Annotated in this window: 14 protein-coding genes and 1 pseudogene; 8 read left to right on the forward strand and 7 right to left on the reverse strand. The window is 71.3% G+C overall.

Features of this window, described 5'->3' with window-relative positions:
• Positions 1–7: 7 nt before the first annotated feature.
• The 3 genes and pseudogenes from ACZ7FF_RS25045 to ACZ7FF_RS25055 form a co-directional block, all read right to left on the reverse strand.
• Positions 8–856 (reverse strand): MerR family transcriptional regulator, encoded by an 849-nt coding sequence (locus ACZ7FF_RS25045; RefSeq protein WP_470814510.1) that lies wholly within the window; start codon positions 854–856, stop codon positions 8–10.
• A gap of 93 nt (positions 857–949) precedes the next feature.
• Positions 950–1,450: a glutathione peroxidase gene (locus ACZ7FF_RS25050; protein WP_470814713.1), complete on the reverse strand. Its 501-nt coding sequence runs from the start codon at positions 1,448–1,450 to the stop codon at positions 950–952.
• A gap of 21 nt (positions 1,451–1,471) precedes the next feature.
• Positions 1,472–2,434: pseudogene (locus ACZ7FF_RS25055) on the reverse strand (winged helix-turn-helix domain-containing protein); the annotation flags it as partial.
• An 85-nt stretch (positions 2,435–2,519) separates the two neighbouring features.
• On the opposite strand from ACZ7FF_RS25055, the gene ACZ7FF_RS25060 reads away from it, so the two are divergent.
• Positions 2,520–3,773 (forward strand): MFS transporter, encoded by a 1,254-nt coding sequence (locus ACZ7FF_RS25060; RefSeq protein WP_470814511.1) that lies wholly within the window; start codon positions 2,520–2,522, stop codon positions 3,771–3,773.
• Here the strand turns inward: ACZ7FF_RS25060 and ACZ7FF_RS25065 are convergent.
• Positions 3,655–4,545 (reverse strand): slipin family protein, encoded by an 891-nt coding sequence (locus ACZ7FF_RS25065; RefSeq protein WP_470814512.1) that lies wholly within the window; start codon positions 4,543–4,545, stop codon positions 3,655–3,657. The genes ACZ7FF_RS25060 and ACZ7FF_RS25065 overlap by 119 nt on opposite strands.
• Positions 4,546–4,774: 229 nt before the next feature.
• Here ACZ7FF_RS25065 and ACZ7FF_RS25070 point away from each other — a divergent pair, with 229 nt between their 5' ends.
• The gene (locus tag ACZ7FF_RS25070) at positions 4,775–5,482 is read left to right on the forward strand and encodes a rhomboid family intramembrane serine protease (RefSeq protein ID WP_470814513.1); all 708 of its coding nucleotides are present in this window, start codon (positions 4,775–4,777) and stop codon (positions 5,480–5,482) included.
• Between the two features lie 21 nt (positions 5,483–5,503).
• Here ACZ7FF_RS25070 and ACZ7FF_RS25075 read toward each other — a convergent pair whose 3' ends face one another.
• On the reverse strand, positions 5,504–5,824 hold the full coding sequence (locus tag ACZ7FF_RS25075; protein ID WP_470814514.1) for a GYD domain-containing protein: 321 nt from the start codon (positions 5,822–5,824) through the stop codon (positions 5,504–5,506).
• Between the two features lie 309 nt (positions 5,825–6,133).
• On the reverse strand, positions 6,134–7,015 hold the full coding sequence (locus tag ACZ7FF_RS25080) for a ribonuclease BN (protein WP_470814515.1): 882 nt from the start codon (positions 7,013–7,015) through the stop codon (positions 6,134–6,136).
• A 110-nt stretch (positions 7,016–7,125) separates the two neighbouring features.
• Between ACZ7FF_RS25080 and ACZ7FF_RS25085 the strand changes: the two genes are divergently transcribed.
• The 4 genes from ACZ7FF_RS25085 (at position 7,126) to ACZ7FF_RS25100 (ending at position 10,645) form a co-directional block, all read left to right on the forward strand.
• The gene (locus tag ACZ7FF_RS25085) at positions 7,126–7,485 is read left to right on the forward strand and encodes a hypothetical protein (protein ID WP_470814516.1); all 360 of its coding nucleotides are present in this window, start codon (positions 7,126–7,128) and stop codon (positions 7,483–7,485) included.
• A 12-nt stretch (positions 7,486–7,497) separates the two neighbouring features.
• A complete protein-coding gene (locus tag ACZ7FF_RS25090; protein ID WP_470814517.1) occupies positions 7,498–8,448 on the forward strand; it encodes a hypothetical protein in 951 nt (316 codons plus the stop codon).
• A 205-nt stretch (positions 8,449–8,653) separates the two neighbouring features.
• Positions 8,654–8,866, forward strand: a complete 213-nt coding sequence (locus ACZ7FF_RS25095) for a hypothetical protein (protein ID WP_470814518.1) — start codon at positions 8,654–8,656, stop codon at positions 8,864–8,866.
• Positions 8,867–9,379: 513 nt separating this feature from the next.
• Complete coding sequence (locus ACZ7FF_RS25100; RefSeq protein WP_470814519.1) at positions 9,380–10,645, forward strand: serine/threonine-protein kinase; 1,266 nt, start codon at positions 9,380–9,382, stop codon at positions 10,643–10,645.
• Between the two features lie 128 nt (positions 10,646–10,773).
• On the opposite strand, the gene ACZ7FF_RS25105 is transcribed toward ACZ7FF_RS25100, so the two are convergent.
• Entirely contained in the window at positions 10,774–11,004 is a 231-nt protein-coding gene (locus ACZ7FF_RS25105; RefSeq protein WP_470814520.1) for a hypothetical protein, read from the reverse strand.
• 437 nt (positions 11,005–11,441) lie between these two features.
• On the opposite strand from ACZ7FF_RS25105, the gene ACZ7FF_RS25110 reads away from it, so the two are divergent.
• Complete coding sequence (locus ACZ7FF_RS25110) at positions 11,442–17,348, forward strand: ATP-binding protein (protein ID WP_470814521.1); 5,907 nt, start codon at positions 11,442–11,444, stop codon at positions 17,346–17,348.
• Positions 17,345–18,841, forward strand: coding sequence for a hypothetical protein (locus ACZ7FF_RS25115; RefSeq protein WP_470814522.1), 1,497 nt, complete (start codon positions 17,345–17,347; stop codon positions 18,839–18,841). Before ACZ7FF_RS25110 ends, ACZ7FF_RS25115 begins: the two co-directional genes overlap by 4 nt.
• The last annotated feature ends 81 nt before the right edge of the window (positions 18,842–18,922 follow it).

An 18,922-nucleotide genomic window follows, 5' to 3' on the forward strand; every position in this document is an offset into this window, starting at 1 on the left:
CGCCCGGCTACCGCACCGGGAACGCCACGTCGCACACCGGGTCCCCGGCCCCCGCCGCCTCCCAGTCCGCGAAGTAGACCTCCCGGCAAGGTCCAGCCATCTCCAGCCCCTCCCGGGCCATCCACTGCTCCACCGCCTCGAACGCGGCGAGGATCTGCGGATGGGCCACCTGCGCCTTGGTGATGCGGGTGTAGGCCAGCCGTGCCGCCGGCTCCACCCGGACCGAGGTCTCCCAGGTACGGCCGTGGCGTTCGGCCCACGCGCGGGCCGCCGCCTCGTCGGCCACCGGGACACAGGACTCGGCGGGCCCGTCGCTCTCCATCGACACCTCGGCGTGGTAGACCACGAACGGCGCCCCGGTCACCCCGCCGCACTCCCGGGCGGCCGCCTCCAGCCGGCCCAGCGACGCGCCGATCCACGCGGGCAGCTCGCCCGCCAGCGTGTGCCGCGACTCGGTGATCACGACCTGCGCCGGCACGTCCACGGTTTCGATCGCGAACTTCTCGTACATCTCGGAGCTCCTCCCCGACAGTCGTCCACGGAGGTACTCGGCGAGGGTCCGCTGCCCGGCCACCCGGGCCTCCACGTCCGCCCAGTAGCGGGCGAGCCGTTCGGCCGCCTCGGCGCCCTCGGCCCCGACCACCTCGGCGATCCGGGCGAGCGGCATGTCCAGCTGCCGCAGCAGGGCCACCAGGCGGGCGCGCTCGGTCTGGCCCGCGTGGTAGTAGCGGTAGCCGCTCGCCTCGTCGACATGGGCCGGGACCAGCAGTCCGAGCCGGTCGTACAGCCGCAGGGCCTTGGCCGACAGGCGGGCCCGCGCGGCGAAGGCGCCGATGGTCAGCAGCTCCTCGTTCACGATGCCATCCTCCGTCACCGGGCGGACCCGTTCCGCCCGGCGAGGAGGACGTTCGTCCCTGCCCCAGGGACAAGGTCAAGCCCCGCCCGGCGGTCAGCCGAGCTGGGCCTCGACGGCCGCCACGACCTCGGCCGACTCCGGCTCGGTCTGCGGCGAGAACCGGGCGACGACCCGGCCGTCCCGGCCGATCAGGAACTTCTCGAAGTTCCAGCGGATGTCCCCGCTGTGCCCCTCGGCGTCCGCGAGGCCGACGAGCCGCTCGTACAGCGGGTGCCGGCCCTCGCCGTTCACCTCGACCTTCTCGGTCAGCGGGAAGGTCACGCCGTACGTCGCCGAGCAGAACTCGGCGATCTCCTCGGCGGTGCCGGGCTCCTGCCCGAGGAACTGGTTGCAGGGCACGCCGAGGACGGTGAAGCCCTGGTCGCCGTACCGCTCCTGGAGCTTCTCCAGGCCCGTGTACTGCGGCGTCAGGCCGCACTTGGAGGCCACGTTCACGATGAGCACGGCCTTGCCGGCGTACTGGGCAAGGTTCGCGGAGCCGCCGGTGAGGGCCCCGATCTCGACATTCAGCACGTTGTGGTCAGCAGTTGTCATGGATCGGATGCTATGCGCTCCGCCGGGCGCGCCGATCAGGACGTCCCCCGCAGCCGTCCGGGCGTACAGCACCGATCGTCCCGCTCGCCCGCGGTCCACCAGGCCCGCCTCCCTGAGGACCTTCAGATGGCGGCCCACCGAGCCCAGGGGCCGGCCGGTCAGGACGGTCAGCTGGGTGGTGCTCAGCGGGGAGTCGAGGAGGACCAGGATCCTGGCCCTGACCGGGCCGAGCAGGGCGCCCAGGGCGGACGGGACGGGCCGGCCCGCCGGGTCGGCGAGGGCGCCGGCGCACGGGTAGACCGCCGCGTACCGCAGCCCGTCCTCCCAGGCCACCCAGCCGGCCCGCTGCACGGTCACCGGCACGAAGACCAGTTCGGCCCCGGAGATCTCGCGGGGCGGGTACTCGTGGAGGTTGATCTGCAGCCGGTTCCCGCCGAGCCAGCGGGTCCGCCCGGGCCGCAGGGCGTCGAGCGCGCTCGCCCAGCCGCCCCGGCTCACCTGCGCGGTCCGCGCGACCACGTCCGCCTCCAGCACCCGCCGGCGCCGCTCCCAGGACGGCCGTACGGTCTCCTCCCACACCCGCTCCAGGAGTACGGCCGCCCGCTCGGGCAGGTCGTCCCGGTCGAGCCCGGCCGGGAGCGGACCGGCGAGGGAGGTCCGCAGATGGGCGCGGGCCGCGTCCGGGCCGGTCGCCCGCACCCTGGCGACCGCGTCGGCGAACCGCTCGCCGTCCCGGGGTGTGGGCGTCAGGAAGTCGGCGATCCACTCCCGGCCGAGCCCGGCCCGTACCAGCCGCGCCGTCACGGGGTCGTCCGCCAGCCACCCCCGGTAGGCCGGCAGATGGGCGCGCAGCCACTCCCGCTCACCGGGATGCGCGGCGTCCCCCACATGCAGCAGCCGCAGGCTCGCGAAGGTCTCGGCGAACGGGGAGACGACGAAGCGGCTGCGGGCCAGGGTGTCCGCGTTGAGCTGCCACCACCCCACCCCGGCACCCCCTCACGGCCGTACGGCCTTTCGCACCCCGGCGAAACAATATCGGCCCCTGCCCGCCCCGCCCGAGACTCCGGGCATGCCCAGCTACCGGTCCCAGTTCCGCACCCCGGAGTTCACGCCCCTCTTCCTCGGGTCCGCCGCCCAGACGGCCGCCCAGACCGTGGGCGGCCTCGCCCTCGGCACCCTCGTCTACCGGGCCACCGGATCCCCGCTGCTGTCGGCGGTGAGCATGTTCGGCCCGTCGCTCACCCAGGTGCTCGGCGCGACCTTCCTGCTCTCCGGCGCCGACCGGCTGCCGCCGCGCACCGCCCTGTCCGCGATCGCGCTGGCCTTCGCGGCCGGCACGGCACTCCAGGCGGTGCCCGGACTGCCGGTCGGCGCGGTCTTCGCCCTGCTCCTCGTGCTGGGGCTCGTGGCCTCCCTCGGCGGCGGGGTCCGCTGGGGCCTGCTGAACGAGGTCCTCGCCAAGGAGGGCTACCTGCCCGGGCGTTCGCTGTTCAACATGATGGGCGGGCTCACGCAGATCGCCGGATTCGCCACCGGCGGCGCGCTGCTGGCCGCGCTCCCCGCGCGCGTCTGCCTGCTGCTGTCGGCGGCCCTGTACCTGGCGGCCGCGCTCGTTCTGCGCCTCGGCCTGACCGCCCGAGCGCCCCGGAGCGAGGGCCGCCCCTCCCCGTCGGCGACCTGGCGGACCAACGCCCTGCTGTGGTCGTCCCGCCCGCGCCGCCTCACCTACCTGGGCCTGTGGCTGCCCAACGGCATGGTCGTCGGCTGCGAGTCCCTGTACGTGTCCTACGCCCCGCATGCAGCCGGCACCCTGTTCGCCTGCGGGGCGTTCGGGATGTTCGCCGGGGACGTGACGGTGGGCCGGCTGCTCCCGGCCGGGGTGCGCCGCCGGCTGGCCACGCCCCTGTTGCTGCTGCTGGCGGCGCCGTACCTGCTGTTCGGCGCGCACCCGCCGCTGCCGGTGGCGGCGGTGTGCGTGACGGTCGCCTCCGTGGGCTTCGGCGCGAGCCTCGTGCAGCAGGAGCGGCTGATGGACCTGACCCCCGGCGAACTCGCCGGCCAGGCCCTCGGCCTGCACTCGTCCGGCATGCTGACCATGCAGGGGGTGAGCGCGTCCCTGGCCGGCGCGGTGGCCCAACTCACCTCGCCCGCCGCCGGGATGACGGTGATGGCGGCGGGCTCGGTGTGTGTGACGCTCGCCCTGGCTAGTGCTGGTCGCCGCTCTCCTGCGCCGGAACCTGGACCGGCGGGACGGGCACCGGAGCCTGCTCGGCCCCGGCCGGAGTCTGCTGCGGCCCGGCCGGAGCCGGCTGCCGAGGCGTGAGGTCGGCGTCGATCTTCTGCACGGCCCGGTCGAAGTAGCGCAGCAGCTCGACGGGGAACGGCATGACGAGCGTGGAGTTCTTCTCTGCGGCGACCTCGACGACCGTCTGCAGCAGCCGCAGCTGCATCGCCTCCGGCGAGTCCGACATGATCCTGGAGGCGTTGGCGAGCTGCTGCGCGGCCTGGAACTCGCCGTCGGCGGTGATGACGCGGGCCCGCCGCTCCCGCTCCGCCTCGGCCTGCCGCGACATGGACCGCTTCAGCGACTCGGGCAGCTGGACGTCCTTGATCTCGACGCGATCGACGTGGACGCCCCACTCGGCGGCCGGGCTGTCGATCATCAGGGCCAGACCCTCGTGCAGCCGCTCCCGGTCGCTCAGCAGGTCGTCCAGGTCGCTCTTGCCGATGACGGACCGCAGGGACGACTGGGCGACCTGGCCGACCGCGAAGACGTAGTCCTGCACCTCGATGGCCGCGCGCACCGGGTCGACCACCCGGAAGTAGACGACCGCGTCGACCTTCACCGACACGTTGTCCCTGGTGATGCCCTCCTGGGTCGGCACGGGCATCGTCATCGTCTGCACGTTCACCTTGCGCATCCGGTCGGCGAACGGGATCAGGAAGGTGATGCCCGGCTCCCGGTGACCCGGCAGCGCCTTCCCCCACCGGAACACGACCCCGCGCTCCACCTGGTTGATGACCCGCATGCCGCTCCTCAGCACGAGCAGCGCGAGCAGGATCACGACCACCACTGCGACGACGGTGCCTGTCATGGCACTCCTTATCTCCAACACGTCTCCGTCCGGGGTCCGGACACCGAGGAGGACACCCGGCCGGGCTGGCTGGATGCGCACGGTACGTCAGGGATCCGTAAAGAAGGCGACGCGCGCCGTCCGGCCTCCCCCTGCGCGGTAGGGTGCGCGCGCGGTACCGCGGCAATACAGTGCGCCGTGGTGCGGACGCGTTCCACAGGTGCGTTCCACAGGGGGAGGAGAACGTGCCATGAGCAGGTCTGACGGGGACCGGGCCGTCGTCGCGTCGACCGGTCCGGAACAGATGATCGCGGAGGCGCGCAAGGCGTTCTTCGTGATGTTCGGCTTCCTCGCGACCGTCTGGCTGCTGCAACTGGTCAACTTCGCCGACCACTACGCGCTTTCACGGGACCACGGCGTGACGTCCGGGGACGTCGGCACGCTGCCGGACATCCTCGTCGCGCCGCTGCTGCACTGGAGCTGGGCCCACATCGAGAGCAACTCCGGACCGCTGTTCGTCTTCGGCTTCCTCGCCGCCTACCGGGGCGTGGCGCGCTTCCTCGGCCTGACCCTGCTGATCGCGGTGACCAGCGGCCTCGCGGTGTGGTTCCTCGAACGGGGCGACGTGGAGACGGTCGGCGCCAGCGGCCTGATCTTCGGCTACTTCGGCTACGTCGTCGTACGCGGGCTCTTCGACCGCCACCTGATCGACACGCTGCTCGGCGTCGTCATGGGCGCCTCCTTCGCCTACCTCCTCACCGTGGCCGTGCCCGGCACGCCGGGAGTGAGCTGGCTCGCGCACCTCGGCGGGCTCGCCGGGGGCCTGGCCGGGGCCTGGCTGTTCCGTGACCGCCGCCCCCGGACCGGCGCTCCGCCCGCGTCCGGCGGCGCCGGGGGCTCCGCCGCGGACCCACGGGCCGACCTGCACAAGGAACTCGGCGACCTCGGCCTGCTCTGACCGGGCCGGGCCCTCACCCGTTCACGCGCCGGGAGCGCGGAAGGCGACCTTCCGGCGTGCGGCCTCGTCGATCTCCTCGACCGTGAGCAGGGGAGTGGCCCGGGTGCGGAGCGCCCCGCTCGCCTTGACCGTGAGGCTGACGGCGGCCATGGACACGGGGTCGGGGAAGTCGAGGATGCACACGAAGTCGTCCTCCCCGAAGCCGTAGTACATGGCCTCGACCGTCCCGCCGAGTCCCGCGACGACCTGCTCGACGGCGGCGCGGCGGCCGCTCGCGCCCTCCGCGAGCAGGCCCTTGGCGCCCTCGGGCGTGTAGCTGGCCTGGATGAGGAACTTCGGCATACGGGTGCTCTCCGCCGTCGCTGGTCCGGTACGCCGAAGTCCTTCCCGCCCATCCGGCCGCCGCCACCCACCGGGCGCCCGGATTCACTCGGCGGCAGCTATTCGACTTCGTGTCCGCGAGGTATTTCCGGCTCCTCTCCACCTGTCTGACCGGCCGTATCGGGCGACTCCGTGCCGGAAATTTGCATTCCCATGGTGAACCCCATGCGAATCGCCTCGATTTCGCACCGCCCTACCCCGCGGATATCGAAATCTCCTTTGCGGAAGGTCATGTGATTTCATGCTGCACGCTCCGGGGCCGCCGCCCGTTCATCTCTCGTCGCCGCCCGGTCCCGGTGGGCGTCCGGGGGCCTCCGGCGGCGCGGCCCCGGTACGACTGTCCGCCCGGCTCAGCACGCGGCCCGCGATCGCTCCCAGATGGATCACCACGCCGACCGCCACCAGCCACGACAGGATGACCATGACGACGCCGATGGGGCCGTACTTCTGCTCGTTCGCCACGATCGCCCCGGAGAAGTAGCGGGCCGAGAACGCCCCGAGTCCGATCCAGCACACGCTGGTGACCAGGGCCGGGGGGAGGAGGACGCGCCACGGCACGATTCCCGCGAGCAGCACGTACATGCTTCCCCACCAGAAGGCGACGGCCCAGAAGAAGCCGACCAGGCAGGGGAGCAGCCACCCGCCGACCGCCCTGCCGAGCGCGGCCTGCACGGCCGCGTAGGAGAACAGCCCGGCGAGCCAGGTGAGCTGGGAGGCGGTGCTCCGCCAGCCGCTCACAAGGACGCCGAACAGCATCCGGTACCAGCTCTGGAGGGTGCCGGCCACGGCCACGGCCCCGAGCAGGAGCAGGACGGCGCTCGTCGCGGTGAGGGGGTACGAGTTCGTCGTCGGCGCGAACAGCGTCGCCACGGCCTGTGCGGCCTGCTGGTTCAGCCCCAGCCAGCCGGCGACGACCACGGCCGCGTTCCGGCCCGCCGCCGCCGAGATGATGATCAGGAAGGGGAAGAAGCACAGCAGTGCGAGCGCGGCCAGCTGGAAGGAGTGCCCGAAGAAGTCCACCGCCGAGAGCCGCCCCCACAGCCGGCCGGGCCCGGTCTCCTCGAAGCGGCGGGTGGCGGTACGCCACTGCTGGTCGGCGTGGCGCAGGAGCATGCGCGTGCGCCGGCGGGACGTCTTCCTGCCCTCGCTCATGCAATGAAGTGAACTCCGGTCCGCCGGGTGTGTCGCGCCGGCCGGGTGCCCGTCCCGCGGCCCATCCCTTCGGATTAACTTTTCTTCCATTTTCTCCAGGTGGCCAATAATTGAGCCGGATATTGTTAGTAATTATTCACCCGTTCGCGGCGCACCCGCCGCCGGATGGCGGCGTTAGTTACAACATGACGAAGGTAATGACGGGGCGGTTGCTGGGATCGGGTCCAGATTCGTCCTGCTCGACTGCTGGGCGTCCTCCCGTGCGGCTGGGTTCCTACACCTACCTGCCTGCAGCGACCGGCATGGATACCACAAAGGGAGTCCTGATGAAGGGTGGACTTCCCGTCACGCTCGAGGTGACCGAGGACATCCTCCAGCAGTTCATGGACGCGATCACCTACTGGGAGGGATGTATTTCCAGAGGGTGGGTCAGTTCGGGGATCGCATTCGGTTGCGCATCGGCGGAATGATCGAACCGTCCCATGTCTCCTGAGTACGGGTATTATCCCGATTTCCCCGTCGAGTATCCGGAGGGATATCCGGACGGCCACCAGGGCGGCGGGGGGCGGCACCGAGCGCCCGCCGACGACTTCTCACCGCCCCTGGTCCCCCCGGACTCCAGCTGGGATCCCGCGGAAGAGCTGGCCTACATGCTGCGCGACGCCATCGAGCAGCAGCCGAAGATTCCGGCGGCACGTCATGAGGACCACTTCGAGGACTACCTCGCCGGTCCGGGCGCTCCGGTCGCCCCGGGCCCTCCCGACGCCCCGGACCTGCCGGGCACGAAGACCCCGCGCGAAGCCCTGGTGGAACTCACCGCCGAGCTGGCGCCGGTGAGGACCGCGCCCCGCGGCCATCGCAAGGTCAGGAAACGGCAGCGCCCGAGCAGGATCCGCGTCGCCAGCTATGTCATCGCCGCGCTGGCGACGGTCATCGCGTCCGCCGTGAGCACCTTCGGCGGCCTGATCGCCTACGACCCGCTGCGGTTCGTCGCGGCGTCGCGCGCGCACAGCAGCGTGGTCGCCTGGTGGCCGCTGCTGGTCTTCGGCCCCTGGCTGGTGGCGTCGCTGTCCATCGTCCGGGCGGCGCTGTACCGGCGCCGGGCCTTCCACTCCTGGTCCGTCCTCCTGGCCTTCTCCGCCATCGCCATGACGCTCTGTGCCGCGCAGGCGCCGCGGAACGTCATCAGCGCCGCGACCGCCGCCCTGCCGACCTTCGCGTCACTGACCTGCTTCCAGCAGGTGGTGCGGCAGATCACCCTCACCAGGCCGCCCCGGAGGTCGATGCCGCGCCATCGGGTGCAGTCTCCCGAGGGGGCCGCCGAAGAGGCGACGAGCGGGCAAGGGCCGCGGACCGGCAAGCAGCCGGCGAGGGGCGCCCACCCGCAGAAGGACCGCAAACGACCGACCGACCGTCCCCAGCCGCGCCGTTGACGCGAGGAAGCGACGCCGGCGACGCCGAAGGCATCACATCAATGACGCATTCCCGCACACCAGTTCAGGCAGGTCCGGTCGGCGGCCACGGGTCCATCCACGATGCTCCGGCCATACGGCCACATGCCGGCGCGGGACGAGAACCGTTAGCCCCACCGGTCTCCGCCCGGCCCGGAGCCGCCCCGCCCCGGCCCAGGGGCGCCCGATGAACGGCCCCGGCACGGCGCACCCGCTCCTCCCCGACGTCGCCCGGCTCCGCCCCCGCCAGCAGATGGCCCTGGACTGCGCCGTCTGCGCCGAGCCGCTGGGAGCGAGCGGCCGGGTGCTGTGCGAACTGCGGCACCGGGGGCTGCTGTTCCGGCTCTGGGTCTGCACCCCCGGCTGCCGACCGGCCCGACCGGCCGTCCCTGCGCCGTAGCGCTGGCAGGGCGGCCGAGGCCCGGGCAGGGCGGCGTCGGCTTCGGCGGAGCGGCTGGGCCCGGCGGGGCGGCCTTGGCCTCGGCAGGGTAGCTATGACCCGGCGGAGCGGACTTGGCCTTGGGTAGGGCGGCCTCGGTCCTGGCAGAGGGGCTGGGGCCCGGCGGGGCTCCTTCCGGGCGGATGGAGCGGCCTTCAGGGTGGGCGGAGTGACCCTCCGGGCGGCCTTCCGGATGTGGCCGGCCTCGGTGTGGCCGGCGTGCCGCGCGGCCGCTCGGACTGGCCGTCGTAGAGGCCCCGACCTCGTTCCGGGCATCCGGCACGGCCTCGGGGGTACCCGCGTCGCAGCAAGGCCCTTGGCCGAGTCCGGTACGCGGTGACAGCAACGGAGACCCAGATGAAGGCCCGCCGATCAGCAGCCCTGCCGACCGCCGCGCCGGTCCCGGCGGATCCACGGCCCACGCAAGTCCTCTCCGGCCGCTACCGGTTGGGCGCCAGAATCGGATCGGGCGGCATGGCCGACGTCTACGAGGCCGTCGACACGCGCCTTCGGCGGCCCGTGGCCGTCAAGGTCTTCCGGCCCGGCCCCGACCCGCGCACCGAGGACCGTCTCACCTCGGAGGCCGTTCTCCTCGCCCGCCTGCAGCACCCCGGACTGGTCACGGTCTACGACGCCGGCCGCCACGACGACCAGACCTACCTGGTCATGCAACTCGTCGACGGCCCCACGCTGCGCAGCCTCCTGGTGTGCGGAGCCCTGCCCCGGCGGCGCGTGGCCGACCTGGGCACCGCCCTCGCCCGAGCGCTCGCCCACGTCCACCGCACCGGCATCGTGCACCGCGACGTCAAACCGTCGAACGTCCTGCTCGACACGGCGGGCGCCCCCCACCTCGCCGACTTCGGCATCGCACTCCTGGCGAACGCCACGCGCCACACCGCACCGGACGTGCTCACGGGCACCGCCGCGTATCTGGCGCCCGAGCAGGTCACGGGCAGGCGGGTGGGACCGGCCACGGACGTCTACGCGCTCGGCCTGGTCCTGCTGGAGTGCCTCAAGGGCGAACTGGAGTACCAGGGAACTCCGTTGGAGGCCGCGGTCGCCCGCCTCCACCGCCCGCCCGTCGTCCCCGCCTGGCTCTCCTCGGACCTGGCGGCCCTGCTGCGGGCGATGACCGCCCTGGACCCCGAGGCGCGCCCGGACGCCGATCAGTGCGCGAAGACCCTCGCCTCCCTGGACGCCGGAACTCCCCGCACCGGCGGGCCGATCGGCGCCGTAAAGCCTCCGGCGCCTCGTACGGCTCCCGGGGACGAGGAGGAGTCCATACGGACGCAGGCCGCGTTCGTACGGACCGAGGAGGTGGCGGCCACCCGGCCCGGGCTGCTGCGCGGCACCCGGCGCAACCGCCGCCTGGCGGTGGGGACCGCCCTGGCCGCGGTCTCCGTGGCCATCGGAACGACCCTCGCCCTCGCCCAGGGCACCAGCGGGAACCCCGACGACCGTGCCGCCGCGCACCCGACCACCGCGCCCCGGCCCTCCAGCACGGCGACTCCCGAGGCCGGCCCCACCCCGGCCCCGCCGACCGGACCGCTGGCCGAGCCCCTCTCCAGGCTCATGACCTCGTCCGGCTCACCGGCCCCGACCCGACCGGCACCCGCCCGCCACCACGGCGGCACCCACCACGGACAGGGCCCGCACCACCCCGGCGACAACCACGCCCACCACCCCTCGCACGGCACCCCGAAGCCCCCGGGAAAGGCCCACAAAAGCGCCGACGACTGAGGTCGGGCGGCCGACGGGCCACATGTCCTGCCCGCCGGTACCACCCGGCCTGCCTCTCCCCGCGTGAGGCCTGCATCTCCCCGCGTGAGCCGGACGGCATGAGCCGGACGGCATGAGCCGGACGGATGTCAGGCGCCCGGCACCCCGGCCCCGGTGAGGGCACCCACACAGCCCTGCAGGTCGTTGTGCACACCCTGGGTGCACGCCGCTCGGACGGCGTCCGAGACCGCGACGCCCGTCCGCTGGACCATGGTCGTGCACGCGGGGATGTCCGCGTGGGCGGCGGGAGCGGCGAAGACCGCGCCGAGCGCGAGGGTCAGACCGGTGAGAAGACCGGCCGCACGGGACGACGTGCGCATGGGAGCCACCTGCTCTCCGGGGTCGGTCGGGGACTCGCGGGCTCAAGGCACCGAGCGGCGGAAGCGTCCGGGGCCCCGGCCCCACGCCCCCGGCTCGGCAGCATCGGCCCCCTCCCTCCGACGCTAGAACAGCCCGCCTCCCCGCGCACGTCGACCCGGCTCCGGGCGGCATCCCAGGGAGGGAACACACGGGGGACAACCGCTTCTCTGGCTTGAGCATCTCTCCTCCGCCACCGAGGTCGACCTGCTACTCATTCAGTGTTCGACCAGCTCGGTCCTGCTCGGAGTGGCTGGAACGCGAAGGTCCATGAGCGGAGCGCACCACGTGCCGGCTTGCTGTCGGACGGCCAGTCAATCTCGTTGTTCACATGCTGGAGAGACATCGTCGAGTTGCCATTTCCCTCGCGCATGCGCCTGGCCGGAGGAGTGGAGAACGTGTGAAGATGCTTGGCGTGCCGCCAGCTCACGAACTCCGCCGTTGGCTTTCCAGCCAACCGCCAGAATCCCTGCAGCACCTGCTGGCCTTCCTCGCGGTCGTCCATGGGCACACGTTTCGATATCAGGGCGAACCGACACAGCAGGCTCGCGCGACCGCCTCAGGCATGCGTTCCTGGGTTGCCAAGGCTCCCGCGGACCTGCTCCTGCGCATCTCCGAAGTCGGACACGAGGTGGCCGACAAGATGGCTCGTCAGCACGGCTTCGCCGGGCAGGGCCTCTCTTACGCGGAGGTCGAGGGCCTGAAGTCGACGTTCACGGCCCTGCCGCCGTCGCTGGCATGTCTGACCCTCCACTGGTACGCGCTCACCGACGAGAACCCGCCCGAACGTCAGGGCGTTCTGGAGCACTGGCACACCCTCTGGCAGGCCGCTGCCGCCCCAGCGCCGTGGCCCGAGCCGCCGAAGTCCCGCCGACGCTACGCCAAGGCGGGGACACGGCCGGCCGGCACGGCCCCACCCTCGCAAGAGGTCCCGCGAAGCACGCGATCCCAATTCGCCGACAAGGAGAACCCGGTGCCCGACGACCTCGCCGAGCAGCTCGTAGCCGCCGCGCATCGACTGCGCAGGGAGGGTAAGGCGCTGGCGGGCCGGCTGGAAAGCCTTGCGATGCACATCCGCAGGGGCCTGGGCACGAGGGACGCCCAGGTGTCCGATGCTTTGGACGCCTGGTTCGGTCGGCGTGCCGAGACAGCCGAATTGGTTCTCGGTCTGGACGGCAACACCCGCTGGACAGACGAGCAGGGCCATGACGACCTGGACCGGCTCCTGGCGGACGTTCGCGCGGCAAAGATCCGTGAGGAGATCGAAGCAGCCCTGGCCGATCGCGCACGGCTCGTCACGATGTCTGCCGGGACAAGCAATCCGGGCGTGCTCAGCGGACTGCAGGCGGCGATCGTCGCCATCGACGCCCGGCTTGAGGAGCTTCAGTCGACCGACGGGACTCCATCTGAGCCCCGGTCGGCCGCCTCAGCCACCGGGGAAAGGTGCCCTGCGCCTGACACGACGGGCGGGGCGGTGGGAAATACGCTGGGTGAAGAGCCGCTTGCCGAAGTGGGCGCGCACAGTATTCCCGCCGCAGTCGAGAAGGAAGCACCGCCGCGAGAGAGGGAGTTCGCTCCCCGGTCGCCCGAGCCGCTCGCGGGCGTCGCAGGAGAACCGGCTTCCGAAGAGGCGGGTTCGGACGGCGAGGAGACGGAGACCCAGGCAGACGCCCGTGCAACCGAACATGAGGAGGTGTCGTTCGCGGCAGCCCCCGCGACGGCGGCGACCGCGCGGGCCATGGACGGGCCGGAGGGGCGTCTCGGACAGACCGCCCCCCTCCCACGACCGCGCACCACACCATGGCGGCCGGCGGTACCGCACGGGGCCCTCCCGTCGGACGACTCGCAGCGGACGCCGGACGAGGACGAGCGGGAGGCCACCGACCCTGGCGGCGCGACCGGAGCCGCCGGGGCGACCGGCATCTGGACACGGACAGGCGATCACCCCTCTCCGGCGGAGACGTTGATCGCCGAGGGCAGGCTGGCCGAGGCCTACTGGCTGAGCCGGGCCGCTGGGGAACGGGAGGAGCGGTGTCAGTCCCTCGCGTTCGCCGCGTCGGCGTTCGGGCTGGCGCCCGGCCAGCAGACGGCGATGACCCTGCAGCTCAACGTCGAGGAGGAGCGCGGCCCGCTGTCGACCGCGGAGGACCGGGACGGGTACCTCGTTGCCCTGGCCGCCGCGGTACGCAGTGGCCTGCAGGCAGGCTGGGCGTTGCCGATCGTCAACGACTTCGCCCAGCTGCCCGGTCTGCCCGAGGTCTGGAACGAGCTGTTCCGTACGCTGGCCCAGGAGGTCCGCAGGGGAGTGTCGGTCCAGCCGGGCGAGGAGTTCAGCCTCACGCAGGACGACACCGTCGATCCGATGGATTTGGGTGACCGGGCGGAGGCCCTCAAGCGTCGCCTGCCAACCAGCAAGATCGCATACCAGCTCGCCTCGCGGGTGCTCCAGACCCTGCTCAAGGACGACGCGGAACTCGGGCGCACCCTCAACCTGATCACGGCATGGTCGGTGGGCGGGGCAACCCCTGAACAACTGCGCCAGGATCTTGAGGGCACCTACGGGGAAGACGACTCCGTCGATCGGATCATCAGGGACACGACGCGCCGGGTCAGTTCCCCCAACCAGCGCAAGACCAAGATCATCGCAACGGCCCTGGATCAACTGCGCGGGCGCATCGGAGAGGTGACGATGCTTCTGCGCGAGGCGGTGCAGGTCGCTGAGATGCCGCAGCGCGGTGACAGCCGTCGCCTCCGCGGCGAGTTGGTGGCCGCCGTCCAGGCAGCACTGCAGGCGGCACCACTGCCCGGTCCCGGCGGCGAAGCGGTGCGGTTGCTGCTCAACTGGATCAACGCCGGGCCCAACCCGGTCCCGCCGGGGTCCGTGCGTGGGCTGCCGAGTACCAACTCGCTGCTCGTCCTGCCGGGCCTGACCTGGATCACGACGGCCGCAGGTCAGGACGTACCAGACCTGTCCGCGGCAGACACCCTGGACGCCCTGCTGGAGCTCACGGATCCGGCCGATACGGGGAAGGCGTTCGCCGCCCACATCGACCGCGGTGACCTGCACCTCGCCGGACGGCTCGTCGAACTCGTGGCCACGGGTCGACTCCGCGCGGTCTCCGCGTCGGAAGCGGGCCAGGTGGACACGCTGCGGCGTCGGCTCGGTGACGCCGAGGCCGAGTGGCGTGTCAAGGCCGGAACGGCCCTGCGCCGGGCCGCCGACCTCTTCGCCCAGGTACGCCTGCAGAACCTGCTCACTCCCGAGCAGGAGAGTCACTTGGCGGCCCAGCTTCTCGATTTCGAGAACTCGGACAACGATCTGCGGTTCCGGCGGCGACTGGAGCAGGTGCAGGATGTGGTCACCCAGCTGAGCACCAGAGTGTCGGAGAAGACCGACCAACTCCGCGAGCAGCTGGCCGGCCTGAATCTGGGAGAGGCGGACGTCACCCGGATCAGCGGTCTCATCGACCGTGGGGACGTCGCCACCGCCGAGGAGTTGCTCTCCTTCGCCCGCAAGGGCGAGAGCATTCCGGAACAGGCCGCCGAGACCGGCGCGGAGATGGCAGCCTTCCTTGCGGGCGTGCGGCACCCGGACGCTCCCAAGGCCAGCAGCACGGGAGTCAGCGCGCGCTGGTGGTTCGCCCACTACGCACGCGGGCGCTCCCGACAGGCCAAGACCGACGCGGTCACGGTGGCCCTGGAGGCCTGGGACTCGCTCGGACGACCGAACGAGCGCCGCAACTCCTTCCAGAAGCACGTCCCCAGCGTGTTGCGCATGCTCGGCTTGAGCATCAAGGGGCCGGTCCGGCTCGGCGACCAGGACCGCAAGGACTGGCAGGTGATGACACTCTCGATCACCGCCGAGATCAGTGACAACGTCCCCGGTTACGTGTCGCGGCTCGGTTCCCGCGCGGGTGGCCTCTACCGAGTCCTCGTCGTCGCGAACGAAGAGCTCGGTCCCGACGCCCTGCTGCGTCACCTGCCGGAGGCCGCACTCGGCGCCAACATCATCCTCTACCTGCAGCCGCTCGGCATCGGCGGACGTCGACGCCTCGCGCAGGCCTCGTACCAGAAGCCGCAGCAGGCGATCGTCGTCGACCCGGCCGTCTTCGGCTGGATCGCCGCAGGCGAGGCCCGTTCCTTCCGCGCGGTGCAGCGCGTGACGCTGCCGTGGGCCGCGTACCGACCGTACGAGCCTTTCCAGGCCGGGCAGGTCTCCGCCGAGGTCTTCAAGGGTCGCGACGACGAGAAAAGCGCGATCATGGCTCGAGAGGGCGGTCTCTTCCTCTACGGAGGGCGGCAGCTGGGCAAGTCCTCGCTGCTCCGACAGGTGGCGGACAGCTTCCAGGCGGGGCACGGCGGTAATCAGGTAGCGGTCTACACAGACCTCCGCATCGCCGAGATCGGGCTCAGCCGGCTCCCGAACGAAATCTGGAGCGTGCTGGCCGAGCAGCTGAAGCTTGTGGGGGTGCTCGACAACGGCACGTCGGGGAACGCGGTCCCGGCCGCCGTCGCCGCTCGGATCCGGCAATGGCTGGACGAGAGCTCGGAGCGGCGCATCCTCTTTCTCGCCGACGAGGCAGACGCCTTCCTCAATGCGGACGCCCGACCCGTCGATACGGCCGGAGCGCAGTCCACGTTCCGGATCCTCGCCAGCCTGATGCAGTTGATGGCCGACACCGAACGCCGCTTCAAGATCGTGTTCGCGGGTCTGCACCAGGTGCAGCGGTACAACCGGCTCACCAACTCCATCACCGGGCATGGCGGCGAGCCCGTTCTGGTCGGCCCGCTGCGCCCGAAGGCCGCGGTTGACCTGGTCGTTGAACCGCTGGTCGCGGTCGGGCTGTTCTTCGAGAACCCCGACCTCGTATGGCGCATCCTGGCCCTGACCAACAACCAGGCCAACCTCGTACAGATCGTCTGCGAGGGACTGGTCGAGGAGATGCAGAGCCGCGCCCTGTCCCCGGACGGCGGGCGTCCCCGGATCACCGCTGCCGACGTGCAGAAGGTCGTCGCTTCCGGAGGCATCCGTGACAAGATCCGCGACCGGCTTCGGCTGACCATCGACCTGGAGGACCGGTACCGCGTTCTGACCCTGATCCTGGCCCTGCGAAGCCTCACGGACGGCTACGCTCGCGGCTACACGCCCCAAGAGCTGCAGGAACAGGCGCACGGTGTGTGGCCGGACGGCTTCCCGGAGCAGAACGGCGTGGACGAGGTCCGCACCGACCTGATGGAGATGGAGGGCCTCGGTCTGGTCCTCCCGCTCCAGGGACGGAGTAACAGCTTCGTCATGCGCAGCCCGAACATCGTCAACATGCTCGGCACCCGCGACGAACTCGACGCGGAACTGCGCACCAGCGAGTTCACGCAGAAGTACGACTACAACCCGCGCGTTGCCCGCCGGTCCATCGGTGTCGACCGCCGTCAGGTCATGCGCATGAGCCCACTGACGGACGAGCAGTGGTACGACGCGCTCTCCCGGCGCACCACAATGATCTCGGCCACGGAGGCACTTGGCGCCGGATTCCTGGACAAGGCCGCGAAGCAGTACGCCGGAGAGGGCCGCCACTTCGTTTCGGTGCCGACGACGGAACTGGCCCAGACGGTCACCAAGTGGGCCCGCGAGCATACGCCGCACCTGCTCTTCGTCGACCTGCGCGGCGTTCCATCGGCGGACGTCCGGGACGCGGTCGAACGACTCGCCAAGTACGCCTCGGCGTCGGAGGAGGACGGCAAGGAGATCCCGCGCCGGCGCACGCTGGCCGTCGTCGACCCACTGACCGCGTCAGGCCTTGATCTCCCGGAGGTATTCCGGGTACAGCCCCGGCGCTGGAACAGCACCAGTCTCCGCGCGTGGCCGGAGCAGCCGTTCGTATCGGCCCCGGAGCGGCGCAACCTCATCGAAGCAACCGGGGGCTGGCCCGCCATCGTCGAGCAGACCATCGCCCAGTACATCCACGGCGCCCCGCGGGAGAATCTTTTCGAGGCGATGCGTCGCCGCATGGACGATCCTGGCCCCGCCACCGACCACCTGCGACGGGTCGGGCTCTCCGAACGCCATGTGCGGCAGATGGCCGCCTGGGCCGACATGTTCAGTCTGGAAGAGCACCGTCAGGGCAAGGCCCATGCCGTCCCCCAGGACCTCGCCGTCGTGCTCGATGACGACCTGGACGAGGCTGAGGCACTGCTGACGGATCTTGAGGCGCTTGGGATCCTCGACAACGACGGAGAGATCCTTACCGTCGACAGCGTCACCTTCCGTGCGCTCCAGACCGTGGCGAAGCTGCAGGACGGGTCGATGTGACCGAGCTCATCGGATCGGTCGGCATGTTGTCCCCAGAGGTCGTCCTGCACCTGCCGGGCGCGCGACGCCACTGTGCGCGGGTCCTGGCCGACCTGCGCGCCGGGCTCACCTGCGTCTGGCTGTTCCCGGACGCCGAGGTGGAGTCGGACCGCGCGGACCGCGCCTTGGAGGCGGTGATCCACCACCTCGACGACGTCGTGGACATCCCGCGCAAGGAGTCGCACCGGCGCACCACGCTGAGGACGCCCACGCCGGACGCGCGGTACCTGTGGGATGCGTTCGGCGCCGAAGAGGCGCCCGTCTTTCGAAGCTCCGAGGACAGCTTCGACATCGACGACGGCTTCGGCGACTGGGACCCGTTCGGCCTCTCCGAACAGGTCGGCAGCTCCGGTTCGCCCGAGGCTCGTCCGCTCGGGGCCGTCCCTGCCGCCAGGTCCTGCGACCGCCCGGACAACGACATCGCCGTGCGCCTTGCCGACAGTCTCAATCTGCACGGAGACCTGGTTTCGGAACTGGTCACCGAGCCGGACGGCCGTGCGCCCGTGCTCGTCGTCCGCGCATGGAGCGAGGCGAACCCGCTCGCCGTCTCCCGACTGATACGTCGCTTCCAGGCTGCCGTGAAGGAGGCCGGCCTCAAACCAGGCGACCGGCCCCGGCTCCTCGTGGCCTCTCGTCTGCGGGACCTGGAGGCGGACACCATGGGACTTCTCGACGCAACGGTGTCGAGACCACACTGGTGGTGGGGTGTCTGGAGCCACCTCGACACGGCCACCGTGGTGGCTGACGCCATTCCTCATGCGGGCGTCGGGCACGCCCACGACCGTATGACGCCCGGCAAACTCATCCGGCACGCCCTGCGCTGCGAGACGGTCGTCCAGGCAGCTGGCCCCGATCTGGAACTCGCCGTGAAGCTGGCCGACACATGGAGCGGCAAGATCAAGGAACTGGCGCCCGCCCTGCGTGAGTGCTGCGCCGACTCCCAGGCGCACCGCGCTCATGGACGCGCGACGTCCGGCGCGGCATACGCCCAGTTTCCCGAACAAGGGCTGCGCGAGGCATGGTCGGCCGGGCTGGTCGACAGCTGGGAGGGGCAGATTCGCCGCAGTCCCCGCTCCGGTGCGGCGACACATGGCGGCTCGGAACTCGACAAGTTGGTGTGGCAGGCTCAGAACCGCGTGCTGCTGCCATTGATCGACGACGTCCGCCTTGGCTTCATCGAGCTACTCCCGCGCATTGCGGTACGCGGCATCGCACGACTCGTCGACACCTACGTCCGGCAGTCCCTGCGAGGTGCCAACGGCTCGGCGGCAGACCTCGCATCCATGGAACTCGGCGAGCTCTACGACGCGGCGGTGCACCGGGACATCGACCTCACCGAGGTTCAGTTCCGCCAACTGCGCACGCTCCGGTGGGCACGCAACAAGCTTGCCCACCGCACACCTCTCGACGACGTTCTGCTCCAGGACCTACTGGAAGCGCTCTCCCGTTTCTGACGTCTGGCGTCCCCTCAGGTCGTCGCCAAGTCCGAGGCTTATGAAGCGAGTTGACTGGGCGTCTTCTCGACGGAAGGGAAA

It is taken from the genome of Streptomyces sp. NPDC037126, from assembly GCF_055605965.1.